The organism is Streptomyces sp. NPDC090032, assembly GCF_044748025.1.
In the GTDB taxonomy this organism is placed as follows: Bacteria; Actinomycetota; Actinomycetes; order Streptomycetales; family Streptomycetaceae; genus Streptomyces.
This window is the reverse complement of record NZ_JBIVFF010000007.1, coordinates 516,777-533,688: the sequence shown is the minus strand read 5'-3', so window position 1 is coordinate 533,688 and position 16,912 is coordinate 516,777. Positions and strand designations below refer to the sequence as shown.

Sequence of the window (16,912 nt, the reverse complement as noted above, 5' to 3'; positions counted from 1 at the left end):
CAGCCCATCACCGTGTCAATCGATGTCGCCCACGGCGACGTCTTCGCCATCGCGGCGCTCCGGGTTCAGCCGCAGGGTCACGCGCTGGGCGGACCGCGTCGAACGCTCCTGCCGGCCGTTGGCCTCCACTACGCCGAACCGCAGCGCCCCGCCGCCGTCTCGCCTGCGCACCAGCTCGATCTCGAACTCCGCGGTGATCTCGCCCAGCACGAACCGCAACTCTGATCCCTGGCCCCGGCGTTGCGCCTCCGACAGCTGGGTTCGCAACACCTCGATGGCGTCAGCCAGGTCCAACCAGTCCTCGTCGTGCCCTCTGCTCGCCACGCCCCGCCCCTCGTCACGACTTCAGCATGGGACCCATTCTAGTGATCCTGAGTCACTCTCACCGCTGCGATCCGTCATCCCGCACGAAACGAAGACCACGATCCGCGGAACGCCTCTTCGTAGAGGGCGCGGGCACCACAACTCACCTTTCCCGTACGACCTCAAGAACAGCACGCAGCGCGTTGGGGCGGCACTCGACGGGCTTGTGGTCGACCAGATGGACCTGGCAGCCGAGCGCGGCGGCCCCGACGTCCGCGACGCGGTCGTCGCCGACCATGAGGACCTCGCCGGGCGGCAGACCGAGCTTGTCGCAGGCCACTTGGAAGAGCTCCGGATCCGGCTTCTGCACCCCGTGTTCGAAGGACAGGGCGTAGGTGTCGACGAGGCCGTGGACACCGTGGTCGCGGAAGACGGGGCGCAGGTCCCAGCCGATGTTGCTCACCACAGCGACCGGAACGCCTCGCTCATGCAGGGCGCGGAGCGTGGCCTCTGTGTCGGGGTAGGGGCGCCATGCCGCGGGAGTGCGGTGTCGGTCGTACAGCGCGTCGGCCAGCTCCACCGACGGGAGCGACGCCTCCCGGGCGAGAGCGGTGTACGCGGCACGGTGTCGCTCGGCGCTCAGGTCGCGCTCCCGCCACAGCGTGTCGAGGTGTGCCGGCAGCGCGCGCGGCAGAGGCCCTCCGGGCAAGGCCCCCGCCTCCGTCAACCGACCTGCACAGGCTGCGAGTTCGTCCTCTGACATGTCGAGTCCGGCCTCCGAGACGACGGCTTCCAGCCACTGTGGAACCGACTCGATGTGGAAGAGGGTCCCGGAGAAGTCGAACATCACGCCTTTGATCATGCCGGCGATCCTCGCCTCCCCCAGCGGCGGTGCGCAAGCCCGGGAGCCGGCCAGGGAGTGGACGACGCCGTCGGCAGCCGCGTCACGGCTTCCGGTACGTCACCAGCGGCGTGGTGTCACCGAGGTTCCTGAGCTCCATCGGGCCGTCGGGAGTCTGCACCACGTACTCGGAATTGAACTCCTCGGGCGGGCAGTACGTGGTTTTCTCGCCCTCCAGAACCGTGGCTCCCCTGGGCTGCACCCTGTCTTCCCAGATGTTGATCACGTCCATGCGGACCCGGCAGGTGGGGCCCTCGAGCGTCTCGACCGTGGCCGAGGCGGGCACGTTGAGCCCGCTCTGCCGGAAGGTCACCTCGTGGCTGCCGTCCTCGGCCCGCCAGGTGCCGAGGAACCGCTCACCGAGCTTCTTGTACGTGGTCACGACCTCGCCGAAGCCCTTGCCCGCGCGCCAGCCGAGCATCGTCGTGGAGGCCGACGACTTGGACGAGAACGTCGCCGACTTCCCGTCGCGGGCGATGTCGACCCGGTCCCAGCCGTCCCAGTCCTTGGCGAGGTGGGTGTCCCACTTCCCGAGTCCACCGGTGCCGACGGCGGCGACGCTCTCCGTCGGCGGCTCGCCGTCCCGGCAGTACGGTCCGAAGCCGGCGCGCACGGTGACGGTGGCGCGAAGTACCTTCAGGTCGATGCCCCGGCAGGGGTCGGTCTTGGTGGCGTAGACCGTCTTCGACCTGGACCAGGCCTTGCCGTCGGCGCTCCGGTGCCGTTCGAGCAGGCCCGTACCGGCCTGGTAGCGCAGGGAGACCCGGCGTCCGTCGGACAGTTCGACGACCGCCTCGTCGTCGGTGTCCTTGACGACCCGGGCCGCACCGCCCGGCGCGGCCGCGGCGTCGCCCTGACAGGCGGTGATGCCGGCTGTGGCCAACAGCACGGCCCCGACGATCCCGAAGACAGACTCGCGTTGCATGTGACGTCCTTCAAGCATGGAAATGAACTCTCGGACAACTGACGCACGCCGAGCCAGGATCGTTGCACGGAAGGCGATATTCCGTAGCCACCCTCAGTGCATCATCATCACCGCCTGCCGCCGAACTGCCAGTTGTGGACCTCCACTTCTGCGTAGAGGCCCACGGTCAGAACGGCGCATGCCGCGTCCGGGTCCGGCGCCCGGACCAGCGCCGCCGTGCCCAGCCAGGCGGCGCCGTCGTCGGACAGCAGAGGGCCGTACGCGATCAAGTCCTCCTGGTCGGCGGGCACATCGAGGTCGGCAGGCCGCCCCGCGCCGAGGCCGAGCACGAGGTACCGGTCGCCTTCGGTCGGGCCACCGGGGTAGTCCCACATGGTGCGCCCCAGCAGATTGCGCCAGCGCCGCAGCATCACGTCCCGGTACACACCAGCCTGGTAGCCGGGTTCGTCGAAGGCGAACGCGCGCGCTGCCGCGGTATCCGGCAGGTCCACTATGTGCACACTGCCCGTCGGCTCTTCACCGTCGCTGCTGAAGGTCGGGCCGCGAGCGATCATCTCTTTGCCGTACTGGTCCATGTAGGACCAGTGGTCCTCCAACAGCTCCTGGCGCAGCGCCAGGGAGCCGAGGCGATCGCGGTGATAGCAGAAGAATTCCATGCGCACACTCTCCACCACCGGCTGGGCGCCGGCCGGCGGTGGTCCGAAGGCACCACCGGGCCAGGCACACCCTGCCGTCCGTCCTGTCCGGGCTATCCGAACTGCCCGGGCTGGTAGTCGCCGGCCGGCATCTGGATGATGACGTTCCCACGGTTGAACGTGTTGATGAGGGCGATCTGACCCACCAGAGCGGCGAGTTGGTCCTCGTCGTAGTGCTTGGCGGCATTCGCCCAGACCTCGTCCGAGACACCACCGGCCGCGTCCGCGATGCGGGTGCCCTGCTCGGTCAGCTCCAGCGCCGCGCGCTCGGCCTCGGTGTAGACCGTGGCCTCCCTCCACGCCGCGACCAGGTTCAGGCGCGTCGAGGTCTCACCGGCCGCTGCGGCGTCCTTGGTGTGCATGTCGAGGCAGCCACCGCACCCGTTGATCTGGCTGGCGCGGATCTTCACCAGCTCCAGCGTCGCGTGCGGCACCGACGACTCGGCGAGCACCTGGTTCGCCGCGATGATGTGCTTCCAGAACTTCATGGCGGTCGCGTTGCCGAACATGTCCAAACGGGCGTTCATCGTGAACTCCTCCGTCGTTGTCGATGCCTACGCCCCTATGACGGAATGGCTCCGCGCCCTGTGACATGGCCGCATGTGACCTGCGTCTCCCTGCCCTGCGCCGCGGGAGCGGCCACCGACGTGGAGGGCTACGGGATGAGCGTCGCGATGCCGGCGCAGAGCAGGTCGAGGCTGCGGGTGAACTTCTCGTCAGGGTGCTGGGCGGACGCGGCGGCAACCGTCCGGGGGTAGCGCCGCTGCAGATCGGCGACGTCCTCGGCGGTGACGGGCACCGCGGGTGGCTCGCTCTGCTCCTGGAGTGCATAGCCGGTGACATGGCTGAGCACGGTGTCCGCAGCGGTGCCGCAGTGCTCAGGCGGGACGCCGGCCTCGGCGAGGGTGTCGAGCAGCCGCTCCATCAGCGAGAGCGCGCCGGGGCTGAGCGTCTTGGGGCTGTCCGCGAGCAGGATCGCCCCGCCGGGATGCCGCTGGATGCTCTGCCGTACGGCGACGGCCTGCGCCGTGACCCGCGCCTGCCAGCGTTCATGCCCCGCGAGTTGGGCCAGGGCCGCGGTGCCGGCGTCGTACGCCTGCCGGGCCACTCGGTCGGCCATCAGCTGGAGCAGCGCGGCCTTGTTCGGCACGTGGTAGTAGAGGCTGCCGGCGTGTACGTGGAGCCGGTCCGCGACCTGCCGCAGGGAAAAGCCGTGGTAGCCGGTCTCGGCGAACACCGCCATCCCCGCGTCGACGATCCGGTCTGAAGTCAGCTTCACGACCGCAGTGTAACGGGCCTGATCAGTTTTCAAACAGTGTTTGAAAATGGCCACCGTCGAGCTACTGTCACGATCAGCGAATCGACAGGGGAGCGAAGGGGGGTGGTGACGATGGGCAGCCTGCTGTTCAGCGTGACCACGGCGGCACTGATGGCGCTGATCTTCAACGGTGGTCTGGCACTGGTCGGTCGGACCACGTTGGGTGGGCGGCGGATCCCTTGGGCGGCCGTGGGCCTGACCGGGATCGCGCTCGCCGGAGTCGTCCTCCAGCTCTGCTGGTCGGGTGCTATGGGGGCGCTCGACGCGGACCCGGCGAAGTCCGGCTGGTGGCGCGTGGTCACCTCGGTCTTCATGCAGAACGGGGGCTTCGGCGGGGCGGCCTGGAACATCGCGACCCTCGCTGCCGTCGCGGCCTTCGCCGAATGGTTCTGGGGGGCGCCGCTGACGCTCGCCCTGTTCGCCGCGGGCATTCTGTTGCCTGAGCGGATCGACGCGCTGTGGGCCCAGACCTCTCACAGCACCGATCCGCGCAACTTCGCGGGCAGTTCGGGCGCGACGTATTTCCTGGGCGCGACGCTGGCCGCGGCGCTGCTGCTGCACGGCGCTGCGGGCGAGGCACCAGGCAAGGGTTCCCCCGGCGCGAACTCCGAGACCCCGGACTCGGCCGAGGCGAGCGCGCGCCGCAGTGCCGTCCGCAAGCACCGGCTCCTCGCCCTCGCCGTGCCGGTGCTCGGGACGGCCATGTGGTCCACCCAGGAGAACGGCCACGGGCTCGTCGCCTGCTACGGGTTCACCCTCGGGGCACTCGCCTGGACCGTGTTCCGCACCGTACTGCGCCCGGACCGCGACCTGCGGCAGCCACCGCGCACGACGATGGCCTCACTGGCGGGGCCCATCGGTCGCCGGACCCGGAGCGCCGCGTAATCAGTCGCCAGAGCCGGGCGCCTGGCCACGGTAGGTCCCACTCCCGGCCGCGCCGCAGACACGACGTCATATCCAGACGCTGCCACCCGGAGTAAGTACCCTGCACGCATGATCAACGGCGCTCACGTCATCATCTACAGCCAGGACGCGGAGGCGGATCGCGCCTTCTTCAGGGATGTTCTCGGGCATCCGCACGTCGATGCCGGCGACGGCTGGCTCATCTTCAAGCTGCCTCCTGCCGAGGTGGCGGTCCACCCCGCCGACGCACCGTCACACGAGTTGTACCTGATGTGCGATGACGTCAATGCGACAGTCGCTGAACTGTCGGCCAAGGGGGTCGAATGCACCCCGGTCACGAACGCCGGGTGGGGCCTCAAGACCGGGATCCGGCTGCCGGGCGGCGGCGAGCTGGGCCTCTACCAGCCGCGCCACGAAACGGCCCACAACCTCTGACGACCCCCGACAACTTCTGACGACTTCTGACGACTCTGACGACCTCTCCCGGTCCGGCGGGCTGGCCGTCAGGCCCGTGGAATGGCGCGTCCCGTGGGTCGGTACTCCATCATCAGCACCCTGCTGTCCAGGTCATGGTGGCTCACCAGCTCCAGGTCGGCCGACCCCACACCGTCGAACAACGGCTCGCGGCCCGACTCCCCCAGGAGCAGCGGAAAGGTCATCAGCCTCAGCCGGTCCACGAGGCCCGCGCCGAGGAGTTGCCGGACCACGGACAGACTGCCCATGGTCCGCAGAGGCACATGGCCTTCGCTCTTGAGCCGGGTGACCTCGGCGATCAGGTCGTCCTGGCACACGCGCGTGTCCTGCCAGGCGACCGTCTTCAGCGTCGACGAGAAGACGACCTTGTCCACACCGGGCATCGGGTCCGCGCCGGCGCCACCTGCCTCCCCGGGGAGATCCGCGAGGGCCTCGTAGGTGCGCCGCCCCATGAGCACCAGCTGCCGCCCGGCCATCTCCTCGTGGATCCACTCCTCGAGCATGGGTCCGTAGTAGCCGAAGTAGGCGGGCGATGTCGCGCTGCCGGCATACCCGTCAACCGAGACGAACACATCGACGGTGAGTGTCTGCATGGCCATACCTCCGAACGTCTCGCACCTTCCGTGCCACGTCCGCTCCCCTCGGCCATGGCCTCCAGTGGAGACGTCGGAGCGGCATCGCCTGTCTTGACCTGTTCAGCCAACCATGTCGCTCGCTCCTGCGGGTCGCTACGAGCCGCTGTCCGTGGGGCGGCGTGCGATCCAGAGCTGGCGCGTCGAGCGCACCACCAGGTCGTCGCGATGGCGTACGTCCGCCGGGCCGGCGTCCAAGAGGGTGTCGAGCGCTTCGAGGTCGGCCGGTTCGATGCGGCCGTCCAGGGCGCCGCGGATGCGGCTGAGCGTCCCGTGCGCGTAGAACCCGGCGCTGCCGCCCGGCGCCGGGCGCAGTTCGAGATTCTCTGTGCGCTCGTCCTCAAGGGTGAAGCCGGTCGACGCCAGCAGTGCGCCCCAGTCGGCACCCAAGTGGGGCACCCCTTCGGCGTGCAGCGTCGTGAGTGCGTCGCGGCAGCGGCCTTCCAGCCCTGGGCGCTCCGGTACCGCGTCGTCGGCGAGGAATCGCGGCATCCCGTCCAGTTCGGCGATGGCCAGGACCCCGCCCGGACGCAGCGCCTTGAAGATGATGCCGAGGGTCGCGGTGGGGTCGTCCATGTGGTGCATGGAGGCCGAGGCCCACACGAGGTCCACGTCGGTGACGCCCGGCAGGCTCGTACCGGCGTCCGCTTCCAGCGGCCGGACCCGCGAGGCCAGGTTCTTGGCGGCAGCGCTCCGGGTCAGCTGTTCCAGCATGTGAGCGGAGCTGTCCACGGCCGTCACCTGAGCGGAGGGAAACTGCTTCAGCAAGGCGAACGTCCCCGTGCCGCTCCCGGCACCTAGGTCCACGATCCGCTCGACGTCCCCGGCCGCTTCCACGATGGAACGCATCGCGGAAGCGAGATACGGCGCGAACAGTTCGGCATCGAGGTCGAGCAGCTCCGCGAGGCCGTCCTGCTCATGGGAAGCGGTGCCGTGGCTGTGGGTGCCGTTGCCGTGGGCGCCGCCGGCGCTGTGGCCTGTGCCATGGGGCCCATGCCCGTGCGGCTGGGAGTGTGCGGGAGAACCGTGCGGTGCGGGTGTGCGGTGCGTCATGACATCGACCGTACGCACCATTTCGTTCGACGCATAAGACCTTGCCTATGACGCAAGGAGATCCCTCACCCGACGGCCTCCTGCGCAAGGACGGCCTCCTGCGCAAGGAATCACGGCCTTGCGCGCCGCACCTGGCCGGTCAACCGACGACCCGGCCTCCCCCAGCCGCCTGACGACACCCCAGGCTCAGACCTGGTACCGGTCCGTCGCGAACAGCGCGATGTTCTCGGCCACCCACTGCGACGTCCGCTTCAGGCCGTCCTCCAGGGACACCTCGGGCTGCCACCCCGCCCACTCCCTCGCCCGCGCGTTGTCGGAGAGCAGCCGCTCCACCTCGCTACCGGACGGCCGCAGCCGCGCCGGGTCCACGACGACCTTCGCATCCCGGCCCGACGCGGCGATCAGCGCGGTCGCCAGGTCCCCGATGGAGATCTCCCGTCCGGTGCCGAGATTGACGGACTCGCCGAGCGCCCGGTCGCAGTCCGCGAGGGCCAGGAAGCCGGCCGCGGTGTCCGTGACGTACGTGAAGTCGCGGGTCGGGGTGAGCGACCCGAGCCTGATCTCCGTTGCCCCCGCGTGCAGTTGGGACAGGATCGTCGGTATCACGGCGCGCGCGGACTGCCGCGGACCGTAGGTGTTGAACGGCCGCACCACCGTCACCGGCAGTTCGAAGGCGTGCCAGTGCGACAGCGCCATCATGTCCGCGCCGATCTTGGAGGCGGAGTACGGGGACTGCGGCTGGAGCGGGTGGGTCTCGCTGATGGGGGCGGTGAGCGCGGTCCCGTAGACCTCGCTGGTGGAGGTGTGGAGCAGGCGGCGCACGGAGTGGCGGCGGCAAGCCTCGGCGATGTTCTCGGTGCCGACGACGTTCGTCTGGACATAGGCGCCGGGCGAGTCGTAGCTGTACGGGATGCCGATGAGCGCGGCCAGGTGGAAGACGGTGTCGCAGCCGGCCACGGCGTCCATCACGCGGCCCGCGTCACGCACGTCGCCGGCGATCATCTCGACGGGGCTGTGCGGGTCGCTCAGGTAGCGCGCCAGGTAACCCTTCTCCGCGTACGGCTTGTAGTGCACCATCGCACGGACCTTCGCGCCTCGCTCCACGAGCATGTCGACGAGTGTCGAGCCGATGAACCCCTCGGCGCCGGTGACGAGGACGGTGCGGTCGGCCCAGGGGTTGTGGGTGGTGGTCATGAGGTGAACTCCATTTCGTGGACAGGCGAGTTGGGCGCTGCGGCAAGGCTGATGACCTTCGCGGCGAGCAGGTCGGCCGCGTGCGCGTGGTTTCCGGGGTCGGCGGCACGGCTCATCGCCGTGAGCCGGGACGGGTCGGCGAGCAGCGGCTCGACGAGGACCGCGAGCCGCTCCGCGGTCGTCTCGCCGTCCGGTACGAGGTGGGCGGCGCCCGCGTCGAACAGCACGCGGGCGTTGTGCGTCTGGTGGTCGCCGGGGGCGTGCGGGTACGGCACGAGGACGGCGGGCACGCCGGTGGTGGCGAGTTCGGCGACGGTCGCCGATCCGGCCCGGCAGACGACCAGGTCGGCGACGGCGTACGCCAGGTCCATCCGGTCGAGGTACGGGACGGCTCGCGCGACCGGCGAGTCCCCGAGCCGCCGGCGGGTCTCGTCGAGCGCGGCGGGCCCTGTCTTGATCAGCAGATGGACGTCGGGGCGGTGCCGCCAGCGCGCGGCGAGTCCTAGGGCCGCCTCGGTGAGCCGCGCCGCGCCCAGGCTGCCGCCGTTGAACAGCACGACCCGTGCGCCGTCGGGTATCCCGAAGGCGCGCCGCGCCTCGGCGCGCAGGGCGGTCCTGTCGAGGGTGGCGAGCTGCGCGGCGATCGGCATGCCGACGGTGTCGGCGTTCCTGCCGCCGGACAGGTGCGCGCGGCTGCGGTCGAAGGCGACCGCGATGTGCGGGGTGAGGCGCGCGGCGAACTGGTTGGCGCGGCCCGGGACCGCGTTGGACTCGTGGATCACGCTCGGCAGCCCGGCCATGCGCGCGCCGACGATGACGGGGGCGCTCGGATAGCCGCCCATGCCGACCGCGACCTGGGCACCTTGGGCGCGCAGAATGGCGCGGCATTGGGCGCCGGACCTGAGCAACGCCGCGGGCAGCAGGTAGCGTTTGGCGCCGAGGGCGGGGTCGAAGGGGATCATGTCGACGGTGTGCAGCCGGAATCCGGCGCCCGGGATCAGCTTGGTCTCCAGGCCCCGCTCGGTGCCGACGAAGGAGATCACCGCGTCCGGGGCGGCCCGGCGCAGTGCTTCGGCGAGCGCGAGCCCTGGGTAGATATGGCCGCCGGTGCCGCCCGCACCGATCACGACGGAGAGTGGTGTGCGCATGGCGGCCACACTCGTGGAGCGGTCTAAGAGGGTTCTAAGAGTCCCGTTTGGCACTCTTACGGCATGACCAAGATCCTCGTAGTCGATGACGAGCCGGAAGTGCGGGCGGCCGTCGAGGACGGACTGGCCGTCGAGGGTTACGAGGTGCGCGGTGCGCGCGACGGCCTCGAAGCGCTCTCGGCGGTCTCGTCCTGGCAGCCCGACGCGCTCGTCCTCGACGTGATGATGCCGGTCCTGGACGGGCTCGGCGTGTGCCGTCAGCTGCGGGCGATGGGGGACCGTACTCCCGTACTCGTCCTCACGGCACTCGACTCGGTGAGCGAGCGCGTCGACGGCCTGGACGCAGGTGCCGACGACTACCTCGTGAAGCCGTTCGCCCTGGACGAGCTGGTGGCGCGCGTACGGGCGCTGCTGCGGCGGGCGGCACCGCCCCCTACGGAGGACGGGCTGGCTTACGCCGACGTGGTCCTCGACCCTGACACCCGTACGGGACGGCGAGCCGGCCGTCCGCTGGAGTTCAGCCGCACCGAAGCGGCCCTGCTCGAACTGCTGATGCGCCACCCGGGACAGGTCCTGCCACGCGAGCTGATCCTGGAACTCGTGTGGGGCCGCGACTTCGGCCCGGACTCCAACTCCCTTGCCGTTTACGTCGGTTACCTGCGGCGGAAGCTGGAGGCGGGCGGCGAACCGCGCCTCGTGCACACCGTTCACGGCATCGGCTACCGGCTGGACGTGGCATGAGCGGCGTGCGCAGACTCGGGCGCCGCTGGCGGCGGCAGCGGCCACTGCGCACCCGGCTCGCCGTGGCGGCCTCGGCGGCGGTGGCGCTGGTCGCCGTCGGCGTGTGCACGGCGGCGTTCTTCGTGATCCGGTACGAGATGTTCCACCAGCTCGACCTGAATCTGACCCAGTCGGCGACCCGGGTGATCCAGGAGAACCGGGACGGCGGACCGCAGGTCGTGGCCGGAGAGTGCCGGTACCTGTCGGCGCCGGCCTGTGCCCAGATCGTGCCGGCCCTTGTGGCGGAGGACCCCGCACAGCCCTATCTCCTGCCCGTATCGGCGCCGGTCCGCGAGGTCGCAACGGGCGAGCGTGCCCCCTACTTCAGCAACATCACGCTTTCCGGCAAGCCCATACGGATGCTGACGACCCCCCTCGGCCACGACAAGGCCCTTCAGGTCGCGCTCCGTTCGGACAGCGTCGAGAAGGGGGTGCGCCAGGCCGCCGGGCTGCTGGCCGTGATCGGCGCTGCGGGCGTTCTGCTGGCGGCCGGGCTCGGCTACTGGGTGTCCAGGACCGGTCTCGCGCCGGTGGCCCGGCTGACGGCGACCGCCGAACGCATCGCGTCGACCCGCGACCCGCGCCACCGCATCGAGCTGCCGCCCGGCCCGCCGGGGCGTGAGGACGAGGTGACCCGTCTCGCCGCGAGCTTCAACACGATGCTGGGCGAGCTGGAGCAGTCGGTGACGGCACAGCGCCGCCTGGTCGCGGACGCCTCGCACGAGCTGCGCACACCACTCACCGCGCTGCGTACGAACGCGGAACTCCTCGCCCGCGCCGACCGGTTGACCGATGCGCAGCGCGACCGGGCGGCGGGGGCGCTGGCACGGCAGCTGCGCGAAGTGACGGGCCTGGTGAACGACTTGATCGAGCTCGCCAGGGACGAGGAGCCCGCGCCCCTCCTCGAAGAGGTACGGATCGCCGCTCTCGCCGAACACGCGGTGACGGCGGCCCGCGCCCACTGGCCCGCCACCCCCGTCACCCTGGACATCGCCCCGGCTGCCGCCCAGGCCGTACGACCAGGGGTTCCTGCCCGGCTGACCAGGCTGCTGACGAACTTGCTGGACAACGCGGCGAAGTTCAGCCCGGAAGGGCTGCCGGTGGAGGTGGAACTCACCACGTCCCGGCATGCGGGTTCAGGGTCGGGTTCGGGTGAGCGTCTTGAACTGACGGTCCGCGACCACGGGCCCGGGATCACCGCACAGGACCTGCCGTACGTCTTCGACCGCTTCTACCGGGCGGAGACGGCCCGCGCCCTGCCGGGGTCGGGGCTCGGTCTGGCCATGGCCCGCCAGATCGCCCGGGCCCACGGCGCCGAGTTGACGGCGGAACAGGCGCAGGGCGGCGGGGCGGTGTTCCGGCTGACATTCGAGTGAGCGCTGGTGGCCGGACCGCGACGGCGTGGCGACGGTGGCAAGGGGGAAGACTGGCTGCCGAGATTCCATGCGCGCTGGAACACGGGGGAACATCATGATCGCGACGAATTCGGCACGGAGGCCGCGAGCAGGGTATGCGTATCGGCGGACAGCGGGCCTCGTGCTCGCCGCGCTGGTCGCCTTGGCCGTGGGTGGCTGCGACAGTTCGGACCACTCCGGCGAGGCGGCGCCCTCCGCCCCTCAACAGACGTCGAAGACCTCGCCGTCCCCGAAGACTCCGTCCACGCGGCCTTCGTCCGGGCAGCCGTCCGCGTCGGCGGCGGACGGGCGTGACGTCGGCGCCTGCGCGGACGGCAACTGCGAGATCGCGGTATCCAGTCCGGTGACGTTCCGCTTCAAGGGCCCGGACGGTACGGCGACACTGACCGTCACCGAAGTCGGCCCGGACAAGATCGAGTACACGGTGAAGTCGGGCAACGGCCAGTCCAAGGCCGGCGCGACCGGCCCCGGACAAGGGTGCATCACGGTCCTGCGCAGCAACGGTGGAGGCAACTCCTGCGGTGGCCTGGGGGACGCCACCCGGCCGAGCCCCGAGCCCGATGCTGTGGTGATCCAGGCGGCGACCGGCAAGGGCGGCACGGCAATCCTGCACATCGTGTCCGACTGACAGCGATCACGTCGTCGGCAGCCCGGCTCCCCGCCACCCCCGTGCGCGGAGAGCCGGACACGACTCCGGCGGTTCCCCCGCCCCTGGTCAGACCGCCAAGCCCTCTGGCGAAAGGCGCGGCGCGCTGCCCACGCCTGCCCTCCCCCTGCCGAAAGCCCTTGCGCCCCCGAGTCCCCCATGCGTCGTGCAGCGACCTTGATACTTTCTTGCAAACGCAAGGAGAGCAGCACCGCATCCCGAGTCGACTGACCGATACCGGTCGGTGAGGGCGCAGGGAACAAGCCCACGCTGCACAGGAGATCGCCGCGACGGCGCACCACCGGCGCCTCGACTCCGCTGTGTGCCGCCTGACTCGGGCCATGCACACGTCCCGCCGGCGGCGCGGTCTCTTCGCGGAGAGCATTCAGGCCTGGCACTCGGCCCTCGAAGCGGCCACCGCGCTCGACGACCCGTCTCTCGCCGCCCACACCCGCCGGCGCCTGGCTGTGGCACTGGCGCAAGCGGGGCGCTACGAAGAAGCGCTGCCCCATTCGGCGGACGCCCGGTCCCACTTCGGCGAGCACGGTGACACTTCGGGGCTCACGCGAACGCAGCACGCCATCGCCGAGGTTCATGTCCGGCTCAACGCCTACGAGAGCGCCCTGCCGCATTTCGCCGAGGCTCTCGACGGATACCGGCAACTCGGCGACCAGGTCGGCGAGTTCAACATCCTCAACGGAACAGGGTGGGCCCTCGCCCGGCTCGGCCGCTACGCCGAAGTCGCGGACTACTGCCGCCAGGCCCTGCCGCTGCTGCAACACCACGGCGACGGTGAGGGCCAGGCCGCCGCCTGGGACACCCTGGGTCACATCGCCCGGCACACCGGAAGAGCCGAACGCGCCCTGCACGCCTACGGTCAGGCACTTCTGCACTTCCAGTCCATCGGGAACGCCAACCGAGAAGCTGACACGTGGTCCAAACTCGGCGACATCCACGGCGAGCGCGGCGAAGATGCTCCTGCGCGCGCAGCCTGACCACCGCCCTGTCTCTCTGTCGGAGGCAAGGCCGGTCCGCCGCCGCAGACCGCATGACGACGAACCTGTCACCCGACCCCCGGGCCGACTGACACCAAGACGGGGCAACACCCCACGAAGGCAGTGAGATGACCATGCACACCGATCACGTCGACCACGAACTCATCAAGGCCGCGGCCCACGTCGCGCGCACGCGCTGCCGGGGCGACAACCACACGATGGCGTCCGCCGCCCGCGCCCGGGACGGCCGGATCATCACCGCGGTGAACGCGTACCACTTCACCGGAGGCCCTTGTGCCGAGCTGGTCGTCGTCGGGGCGGCAGCCGGCCAAGGCGCCTACGAGCTGGACACGATCGTCGCCGTGGGCGACCGCGACCGGGGAGTCGTTCCCCCGTGCGGGCGGTGCCGCCAGGTCCTTTTCGACTACTTCCCGGCCCTCAAGGTGATCGTCGGTGCGGGCGACCGGCTCCGGACCGTCTCCATCGCCGACCTGCTTCCCGAGACCTACGTGTGGGCCGACCACCAGCTCGTTGAGTAACGAAAGTAGTGCTGGGCCGGCCAGAACTCGTGCGCAGCGGCATCTCACTCTTGTGTGCCTTCTGGCCTTCCGTCTCGTCGGACGTCTTTGACGAGGCCGTCCGCGCCGGCGACGACGGAGCGTGGGAGCCGCCGCAACCAGCATCGGACACCCCACCACTGTCCGCCACCGGCCCCGGCCGCAGGGGCCGGACATCCGCCCCGCGTACGGCGGAGGCATCCAGCCGTGCGCCATGGCGCTTGACCTTGTCGCAACGTCAACGTTTCTACTGGTGCCATGCGAATCGGAGAGCTCGCCGGCATCGCCGGCATCACCACCCGTGCCGTGCGGCACTACCACCGCATCGGGCTCCTGCCCGAGCCTCCCCGGCAGCCCAACGGGTACCGCGAGTACTCCCTGCGCGACGCCGTCGAACTGGCGCGCATCCGTCGGCTGACCGAGCTCGGCCTGAGCCTCGACGAGGTCAAGGACGTGCTGGCCGACGATGCGGTCAAGGATCTCGTCGAGATCCTCACGGAGCTGGACGCCGACCTGGCCCGCCAGGAGAACGCCATCCGCGAACGCCGTACCCGTCTGCGGCTGCTGCTCGAACAGGCCGAGGTCACCGGACAGCTGCCCGCCGAGGCCCCCGTCTCCCCCGAACTGTCCGCGCTCTTCGAAGACATGGCCCGCGCCTCGGCGCGGCTGCCCGGGCCGGAGCCCGCGATGGCCGCCAAGGAGCGGGAACTGCTCGCGCTGCTGGAGACCGGTTCGCCCGGTGGCGACCGCGGCTGGCTCGACGCGTTGATGCACACCCTCAACTCCGACCCGGACGCCATGCGGCGCGCCTACGACGTCTACGCCCGGCTGGACGAACTGGCCGAGGCCGACGAGGACGACGTGCGAGTGGAGGAGGCGGCGCGGGCCCTCGTCGACAGCATCCCCGAGGCGGCGGTGCGAGCGATGAACATCCCTGCCGACGGCGACGTGGGTGAGGGCGGCGGTTTCGCGGACGCCCTCTTCTCGGACTTCGCCCCCGCCCAGGCCGCGGCTGTGCGCCGCGCCATCGCGCTGCTTCAGGAGCGTGCCAGGTGAAGGCGCTGCGGAAGACGGTGCGCTGGTCCTTCGCCGCCCTCGTACCGGGCGAGCTCGCGCTCGTCCTGTGCGTGGCCGGTGGGGTGCGACCGCCCCTGGCCGCCCGAACGGCGGTGGAGCTTGCGGCGCTCGCGCTCATGACAGCGACAGCTTTTCTCCTCCGCCTCGACTGGCGCCGCCACCGCCGCTCCGGTCTCGACCGTCGCGGCGCCTTCCTCGCCGCGGTCGCCGACTCCGTACCGGCGCCCGTGCGCAAACTGACCGCCCACGAGATCTCCCTCTCCACCAGCTTCGCGCGCTGGGTCGCCCGCCGCGGCCCGCACGGAGTGGGCGTAGGCGACGTGCCCGTCCCCTACGCCCCGGGGCAGACGTCGTTCATGTACGGCTTCCTCTTCGTCAGCATCGTCGAGACCGTCGCCCTCGCGTTCCTCATCCCCTGGCCCCTCCTGCATGCCGTCACGCTGGTGCTCGACGTCTGGGGCTGCTACTTCGTCATCGCCCTGCACGCCTCGTGCGTGGTGCGCCCGCATGTGATCGGATCCGACGGTTCCCTGCGCCTGCGCTACGGCGCACTGCTGGACATCCGCATCCCGGCAGACCGCATAGCCTCCGTACGCCAGGACCGTAAGTTCCCGACGAGCAGGCTGGCTGCCGTGGACGAGAACGGCGTCGCCGACCTGGCCGTCGGCGGCCAGACGACGATCACCGTCGAACTGACCGGACCGGTGCGTTACGTACGCGCCCTCGGCAAGCCCGCCGAGGCCCGCGCCTTCCGCTTCTACGCCGAGGACGCCAGCGCCGCGCTCACCGCGCTGAAGGCGTCCGCCGACCCGTCCACGCCCACCAAGCAGGCCGGAAACAGCCCCAGTTCCGACCCGGCCGGCGGCATCCACAGCCGGTAATTGACGAGCGGCTCGGGGCCGTAACTCGTAGTGTCCCTTGCGCACGTTCGACATCATTCGGCCTGCCCTGGAGATCCCCCATGCCCCGGAAGACCCTGTCCGAGGACGTTGACACGCGCACCGCCCAGGCAGTGCTGAACGAGGCCAATCACGCGCATGACCAGCGGTTCCGACTGCTTCACCGATTCGACGACGGAGTCCAGTCAGGAGCATGGCTCATCACCGACGAAACCGGCCGGCAAGCCGTACTCAAGTGGAGCCCGGACCTCGCCTGGGCTCCACAGATCGAGCGCGCCGCCGCGGCCGTCGCCAAGATCCGCGCTGCCGGATATCCGACCCCCGCATGGCTCGCCGTCGGCACCAGCACAGACGGCTTCGGATACCAGATCCAGGAACTCGCCCTCGGCCGCAGCGCGCAGCAACTGACCGCGCGCGAGGCCCGGTTGCTGACCGATGTCCTGGAGATGCACGCCGGTCTCGACCCCGACCCGCAGCGATGCTGGTCCGAATTCGTGACCACCCGCATGACCGGTGACGACCTGTGGCGCCAGACAGCCGGGACGGGCCCGACCGGCCGGGACCTGGTCAATGCCTGCGAGCGGCTTCTCGCTGCTCACGGCCCCGTCACCCTGCCCACCGGGGACCTGGTCCACGGCGACTTCCGTCCGGGCAACCTCCTCTTCCACGCGGACCGCGTCGGCGGCGTCATCGACATCGAGGCGCTGGGCAGCGGCACCAGGGTCTTCGACTACGCGACGCTGCTGAGCGCCCACGACATCACTCCCGAGGCGCTGGACCTGCTCTGTGCCGCCGGCGAGCAAGTAGCCGGACCAGGTGTGCTCGCCTACTGCTTCGCCCAGGTCGCCCTCGACCTCACCGTGTTCGTCCACGAGCGCAACCTTCAGCCAGGCATTCAGAACGTGGGCAAGCTCCTTGAACGCACACTGATCCTTCTGGATCGCGCGGAGGGACGTGGCTGAGACCCTCCACCGCATCGGGTCGTACAGCACGTAGA

Annotated in this window: 20 protein-coding genes; 10 read left to right on the top strand and 10 right to left on the bottom strand. The window is 70.4% G+C overall.

The features are described 5' to 3' along the window. Nucleotides 1-15: 15 nt before the first annotated feature. From ACIPWY_RS20680 to ACIPWY_RS20655, 6 genes are all read right to left on the bottom strand, one after another. Nucleotides 16-324, bottom strand: a complete 309-nt coding sequence (locus ACIPWY_RS20680; protein WP_383884505.1) for a trypco2 family protein — start codon at nucleotides 322-324, stop codon at nucleotides 16-18. Nucleotides 325-466: 142 nt separating this feature from the next. Beyond that, on the bottom strand, nucleotides 467-1,165 hold the full coding sequence (locus ACIPWY_RS20675) for an HAD family hydrolase (protein ID WP_401534263.1): 699 nt from the start codon (nucleotides 1,163-1,165) through the stop codon (nucleotides 467-469). Nucleotides 1,166-1,247: 82 nt separating this feature from the next. Next, the gene (locus ACIPWY_RS20670; protein ID WP_401534261.1) at nucleotides 1,248-2,129 is read right to left on the bottom strand and encodes a hypothetical protein; all 882 of its coding nucleotides are present in this window, start codon (nucleotides 2,127-2,129) and stop codon (nucleotides 1,248-1,250) included. Nucleotides 2,130-2,236: 107 nt separating this feature from the next. Further along, nucleotides 2,237-2,785: a YciI family protein gene (locus ACIPWY_RS20665; RefSeq protein ID WP_362903258.1), complete on the bottom strand. Its 549-nt coding sequence runs from the start codon at nucleotides 2,783-2,785 to the stop codon at nucleotides 2,237-2,239. Between the two features lie 92 nt (nucleotides 2,786-2,877). Then, a complete protein-coding gene (locus tag ACIPWY_RS20660) occupies nucleotides 2,878-3,351 on the bottom strand; it encodes a carboxymuconolactone decarboxylase family protein (protein ID WP_389548701.1) in 474 nt (157 codons plus the stop codon). 128 nt (nucleotides 3,352-3,479) lie between these two features. After that, nucleotides 3,480-4,103, bottom strand: coding sequence for a TetR/AcrR family transcriptional regulator (locus tag ACIPWY_RS20655; protein ID WP_401534258.1), 624 nt, complete (start codon nucleotides 4,101-4,103; stop codon nucleotides 3,480-3,482). Between the two features lie 111 nt (nucleotides 4,104-4,214). On the opposite strand from ACIPWY_RS20655, the gene ACIPWY_RS20650 reads away from it, so the two are divergent. Beyond that, a complete protein-coding gene (locus ACIPWY_RS20650; protein ID WP_401534255.1) occupies nucleotides 4,215-5,027 on the top strand; it encodes a hypothetical protein in 813 nt (270 codons plus the stop codon). Nucleotides 5,028-5,135: 108 nt separating this feature from the next. Continuing rightward, complete coding sequence (locus tag ACIPWY_RS20645) at nucleotides 5,136-5,480, top strand: VOC family protein (RefSeq protein ID WP_362903250.1); 345 nt, start codon at nucleotides 5,136-5,138, stop codon at nucleotides 5,478-5,480. A gap of 68 nt (nucleotides 5,481-5,548) precedes the next feature. Here ACIPWY_RS20645 and ACIPWY_RS20640 read toward each other — a convergent pair whose 3' ends face one another. The 4 genes from ACIPWY_RS20640 to ACIPWY_RS20625 form a co-directional block, all read right to left on the bottom strand. Further along, nucleotides 5,549-6,118, bottom strand: coding sequence for a dihydrofolate reductase family protein (locus ACIPWY_RS20640; RefSeq protein WP_401534253.1), 570 nt, complete (start codon nucleotides 6,116-6,118; stop codon nucleotides 5,549-5,551). Between the two features lie 129 nt (nucleotides 6,119-6,247). Beyond that, on the bottom strand, nucleotides 6,248-7,204 hold the full coding sequence (locus tag ACIPWY_RS20635) for a class I SAM-dependent methyltransferase (protein ID WP_401534251.1): 957 nt from the start codon (nucleotides 7,202-7,204) through the stop codon (nucleotides 6,248-6,250). Between the two features lie 186 nt (nucleotides 7,205-7,390). Continuing rightward, on the bottom strand, nucleotides 7,391-8,398 hold the full coding sequence (locus ACIPWY_RS20630; RefSeq protein ID WP_362903244.1) for a GDP-mannose 4,6-dehydratase: 1,008 nt from the start codon (nucleotides 8,396-8,398) through the stop codon (nucleotides 7,391-7,393). After that, nucleotides 8,395-9,546, bottom strand: coding sequence for a UDP-N-acetylglucosamine--N-acetylmuramyl-(pentapeptide) pyrophosphoryl-undecaprenol N-acetylglucosamine transferase (locus tag ACIPWY_RS20625; protein ID WP_401534249.1), 1,152 nt, complete (start codon nucleotides 9,544-9,546; stop codon nucleotides 8,395-8,397). Before ACIPWY_RS20625 ends, ACIPWY_RS20630 begins: the two co-directional genes overlap by 4 nt. 63 nt (nucleotides 9,547-9,609) lie before the next feature. Between ACIPWY_RS20625 and ACIPWY_RS20620 the strand changes: the two genes are divergently transcribed. The 8 genes from ACIPWY_RS20620 (at nucleotide 9,610) to ACIPWY_RS20585 (ending at nucleotide 16,877) form a co-directional block, all read left to right on the top strand. Next, nucleotides 9,610-10,287, top strand: a complete 678-nt coding sequence (locus tag ACIPWY_RS20620) for a response regulator transcription factor (RefSeq protein ID WP_401534247.1) — start codon at nucleotides 9,610-9,612, stop codon at nucleotides 10,285-10,287. Next, nucleotides 10,284-11,702, top strand: a complete 1,419-nt coding sequence (locus ACIPWY_RS20615) for a sensor histidine kinase (protein WP_393701060.1) — start codon at nucleotides 10,284-10,286, stop codon at nucleotides 11,700-11,702. Before ACIPWY_RS20620 ends, ACIPWY_RS20615 begins: the two co-directional genes overlap by 4 nt. Before the next feature lie 160 nt (nucleotides 11,703-11,862). Then, entirely contained in the window at nucleotides 11,863-12,369 is a 507-nt protein-coding gene (locus tag ACIPWY_RS20610; protein WP_393701058.1) for a hypothetical protein, read from the top strand. Nucleotides 12,370-12,728: 359 nt separating this feature from the next. After that, nucleotides 12,729-13,382 (top strand): tetratricopeptide repeat protein, encoded by a 654-nt coding sequence (locus tag ACIPWY_RS20605; RefSeq protein WP_393701056.1) that lies wholly within the window; start codon nucleotides 12,729-12,731, stop codon nucleotides 13,380-13,382. A gap of 128 nt (nucleotides 13,383-13,510) precedes the next feature. After that, a complete protein-coding gene (locus ACIPWY_RS20600; protein ID WP_362903234.1) occupies nucleotides 13,511-13,921 on the top strand; it encodes a cytidine deaminase in 411 nt (136 codons plus the stop codon). A 276-nt stretch (nucleotides 13,922-14,197) separates the two neighbouring features. Continuing rightward, on the top strand, nucleotides 14,198-14,995 hold the full coding sequence (locus ACIPWY_RS20595) for a MerR family transcriptional regulator (protein ID WP_362903232.1): 798 nt from the start codon (nucleotides 14,198-14,200) through the stop codon (nucleotides 14,993-14,995). Further along, the gene (locus ACIPWY_RS20590) at nucleotides 14,992-15,897 is read left to right on the top strand and encodes a hypothetical protein (protein WP_401534243.1); all 906 of its coding nucleotides are present in this window, start codon (nucleotides 14,992-14,994) and stop codon (nucleotides 15,895-15,897) included. The genes ACIPWY_RS20595 and ACIPWY_RS20590 overlap by 4 nt, the downstream gene beginning before the upstream one ends. An 80-nt stretch (nucleotides 15,898-15,977) precedes the next feature. Next, a complete protein-coding gene (locus ACIPWY_RS20585) occupies nucleotides 15,978-16,877 on the top strand; it encodes a phosphotransferase family protein (RefSeq protein WP_393701050.1) in 900 nt (299 codons plus the stop codon). Nucleotides 16,878-16,912: the final 35 nt, after the last annotated feature.

Bases quoted from the DNA above. Each gene is read 5' to 3' on its own strand.
- ACIPWY_RS20675 (WP_401534263.1), bottom strand. From the start codon at position 1,165: ATGATCAAAGGCGTGATGTTCGACTTCTCCGGGACCCTCTTCCACATC.
- ACIPWY_RS20670 (WP_401534261.1), bottom strand. From the start codon at position 2,129: ATGCAACGCGAGTCTGTCTTCGGGATCGTCGGGGCCGTGCTGTTGGCC.
- ACIPWY_RS20665 (WP_362903258.1), bottom strand. From the start codon at position 2,785: ATGGAATTCTTCTGCTATCACCGCGATCGCCTCGGCTCCCTGGCGCTG.
- ACIPWY_RS20660 (WP_389548701.1), bottom strand. From the start codon at position 3,351: ATGAACGCCCGTTTGGACATGTTCGGCAACGCGACCGCCATGAAGTTC.
- ACIPWY_RS20650 (WP_401534255.1), top strand. From the start codon at position 4,215: ATGGGCAGCCTGCTGTTCAGCGTGACCACGGCGGCACTGATGGCGCTG.
- ACIPWY_RS20645 (WP_362903250.1), top strand. From the start codon at position 5,136: ATGATCAACGGCGCTCACGTCATCATCTACAGCCAGGACGCGGAGGCG.
- ACIPWY_RS20640 (WP_401534253.1), bottom strand. From the start codon at position 6,118: ATGGCCATGCAGACACTCACCGTCGATGTGTTCGTCTCGGTTGACGGG.
- ACIPWY_RS20635 (WP_401534251.1), bottom strand. From the start codon at position 7,204: ATGACGCACCGCACACCCGCACCGCACGGTTCTCCCGCACACTCCCAG.
- ACIPWY_RS20630 (WP_362903244.1), bottom strand. From the start codon at position 8,398: ATGACCACCACCCACAACCCCTGGGCCGACCGCACCGTCCTCGTCACC.
- ACIPWY_RS20625 (WP_401534249.1), bottom strand. From the start codon at position 9,546: ATGCGCACACCACTCTCCGTCGTGATCGGTGCGGGCGGCACCGGCGGC.
- ACIPWY_RS20620 (WP_401534247.1), top strand. From the start codon at position 9,610: ATGACCAAGATCCTCGTAGTCGATGACGAGCCGGAAGTGCGGGCGGCC.
- ACIPWY_RS20615 (WP_393701060.1), top strand. From the start codon at position 10,284: ATGAGCGGCGTGCGCAGACTCGGGCGCCGCTGGCGGCGGCAGCGGCCA.
- ACIPWY_RS20605 (WP_393701056.1), top strand. From the start codon at position 12,729: ATGCACACGTCCCGCCGGCGGCGCGGTCTCTTCGCGGAGAGCATTCAG.
- ACIPWY_RS20600 (WP_362903234.1), top strand. From the start codon at position 13,511: ATGACCATGCACACCGATCACGTCGACCACGAACTCATCAAGGCCGCG.
- ACIPWY_RS20595 (WP_362903232.1), top strand. From the start codon at position 14,198: ATGCGAATCGGAGAGCTCGCCGGCATCGCCGGCATCACCACCCGTGCC.
- ACIPWY_RS20585 (WP_393701050.1), top strand. From the start codon at position 15,978: ATGCCCCGGAAGACCCTGTCCGAGGACGTTGACACGCGCACCGCCCAG.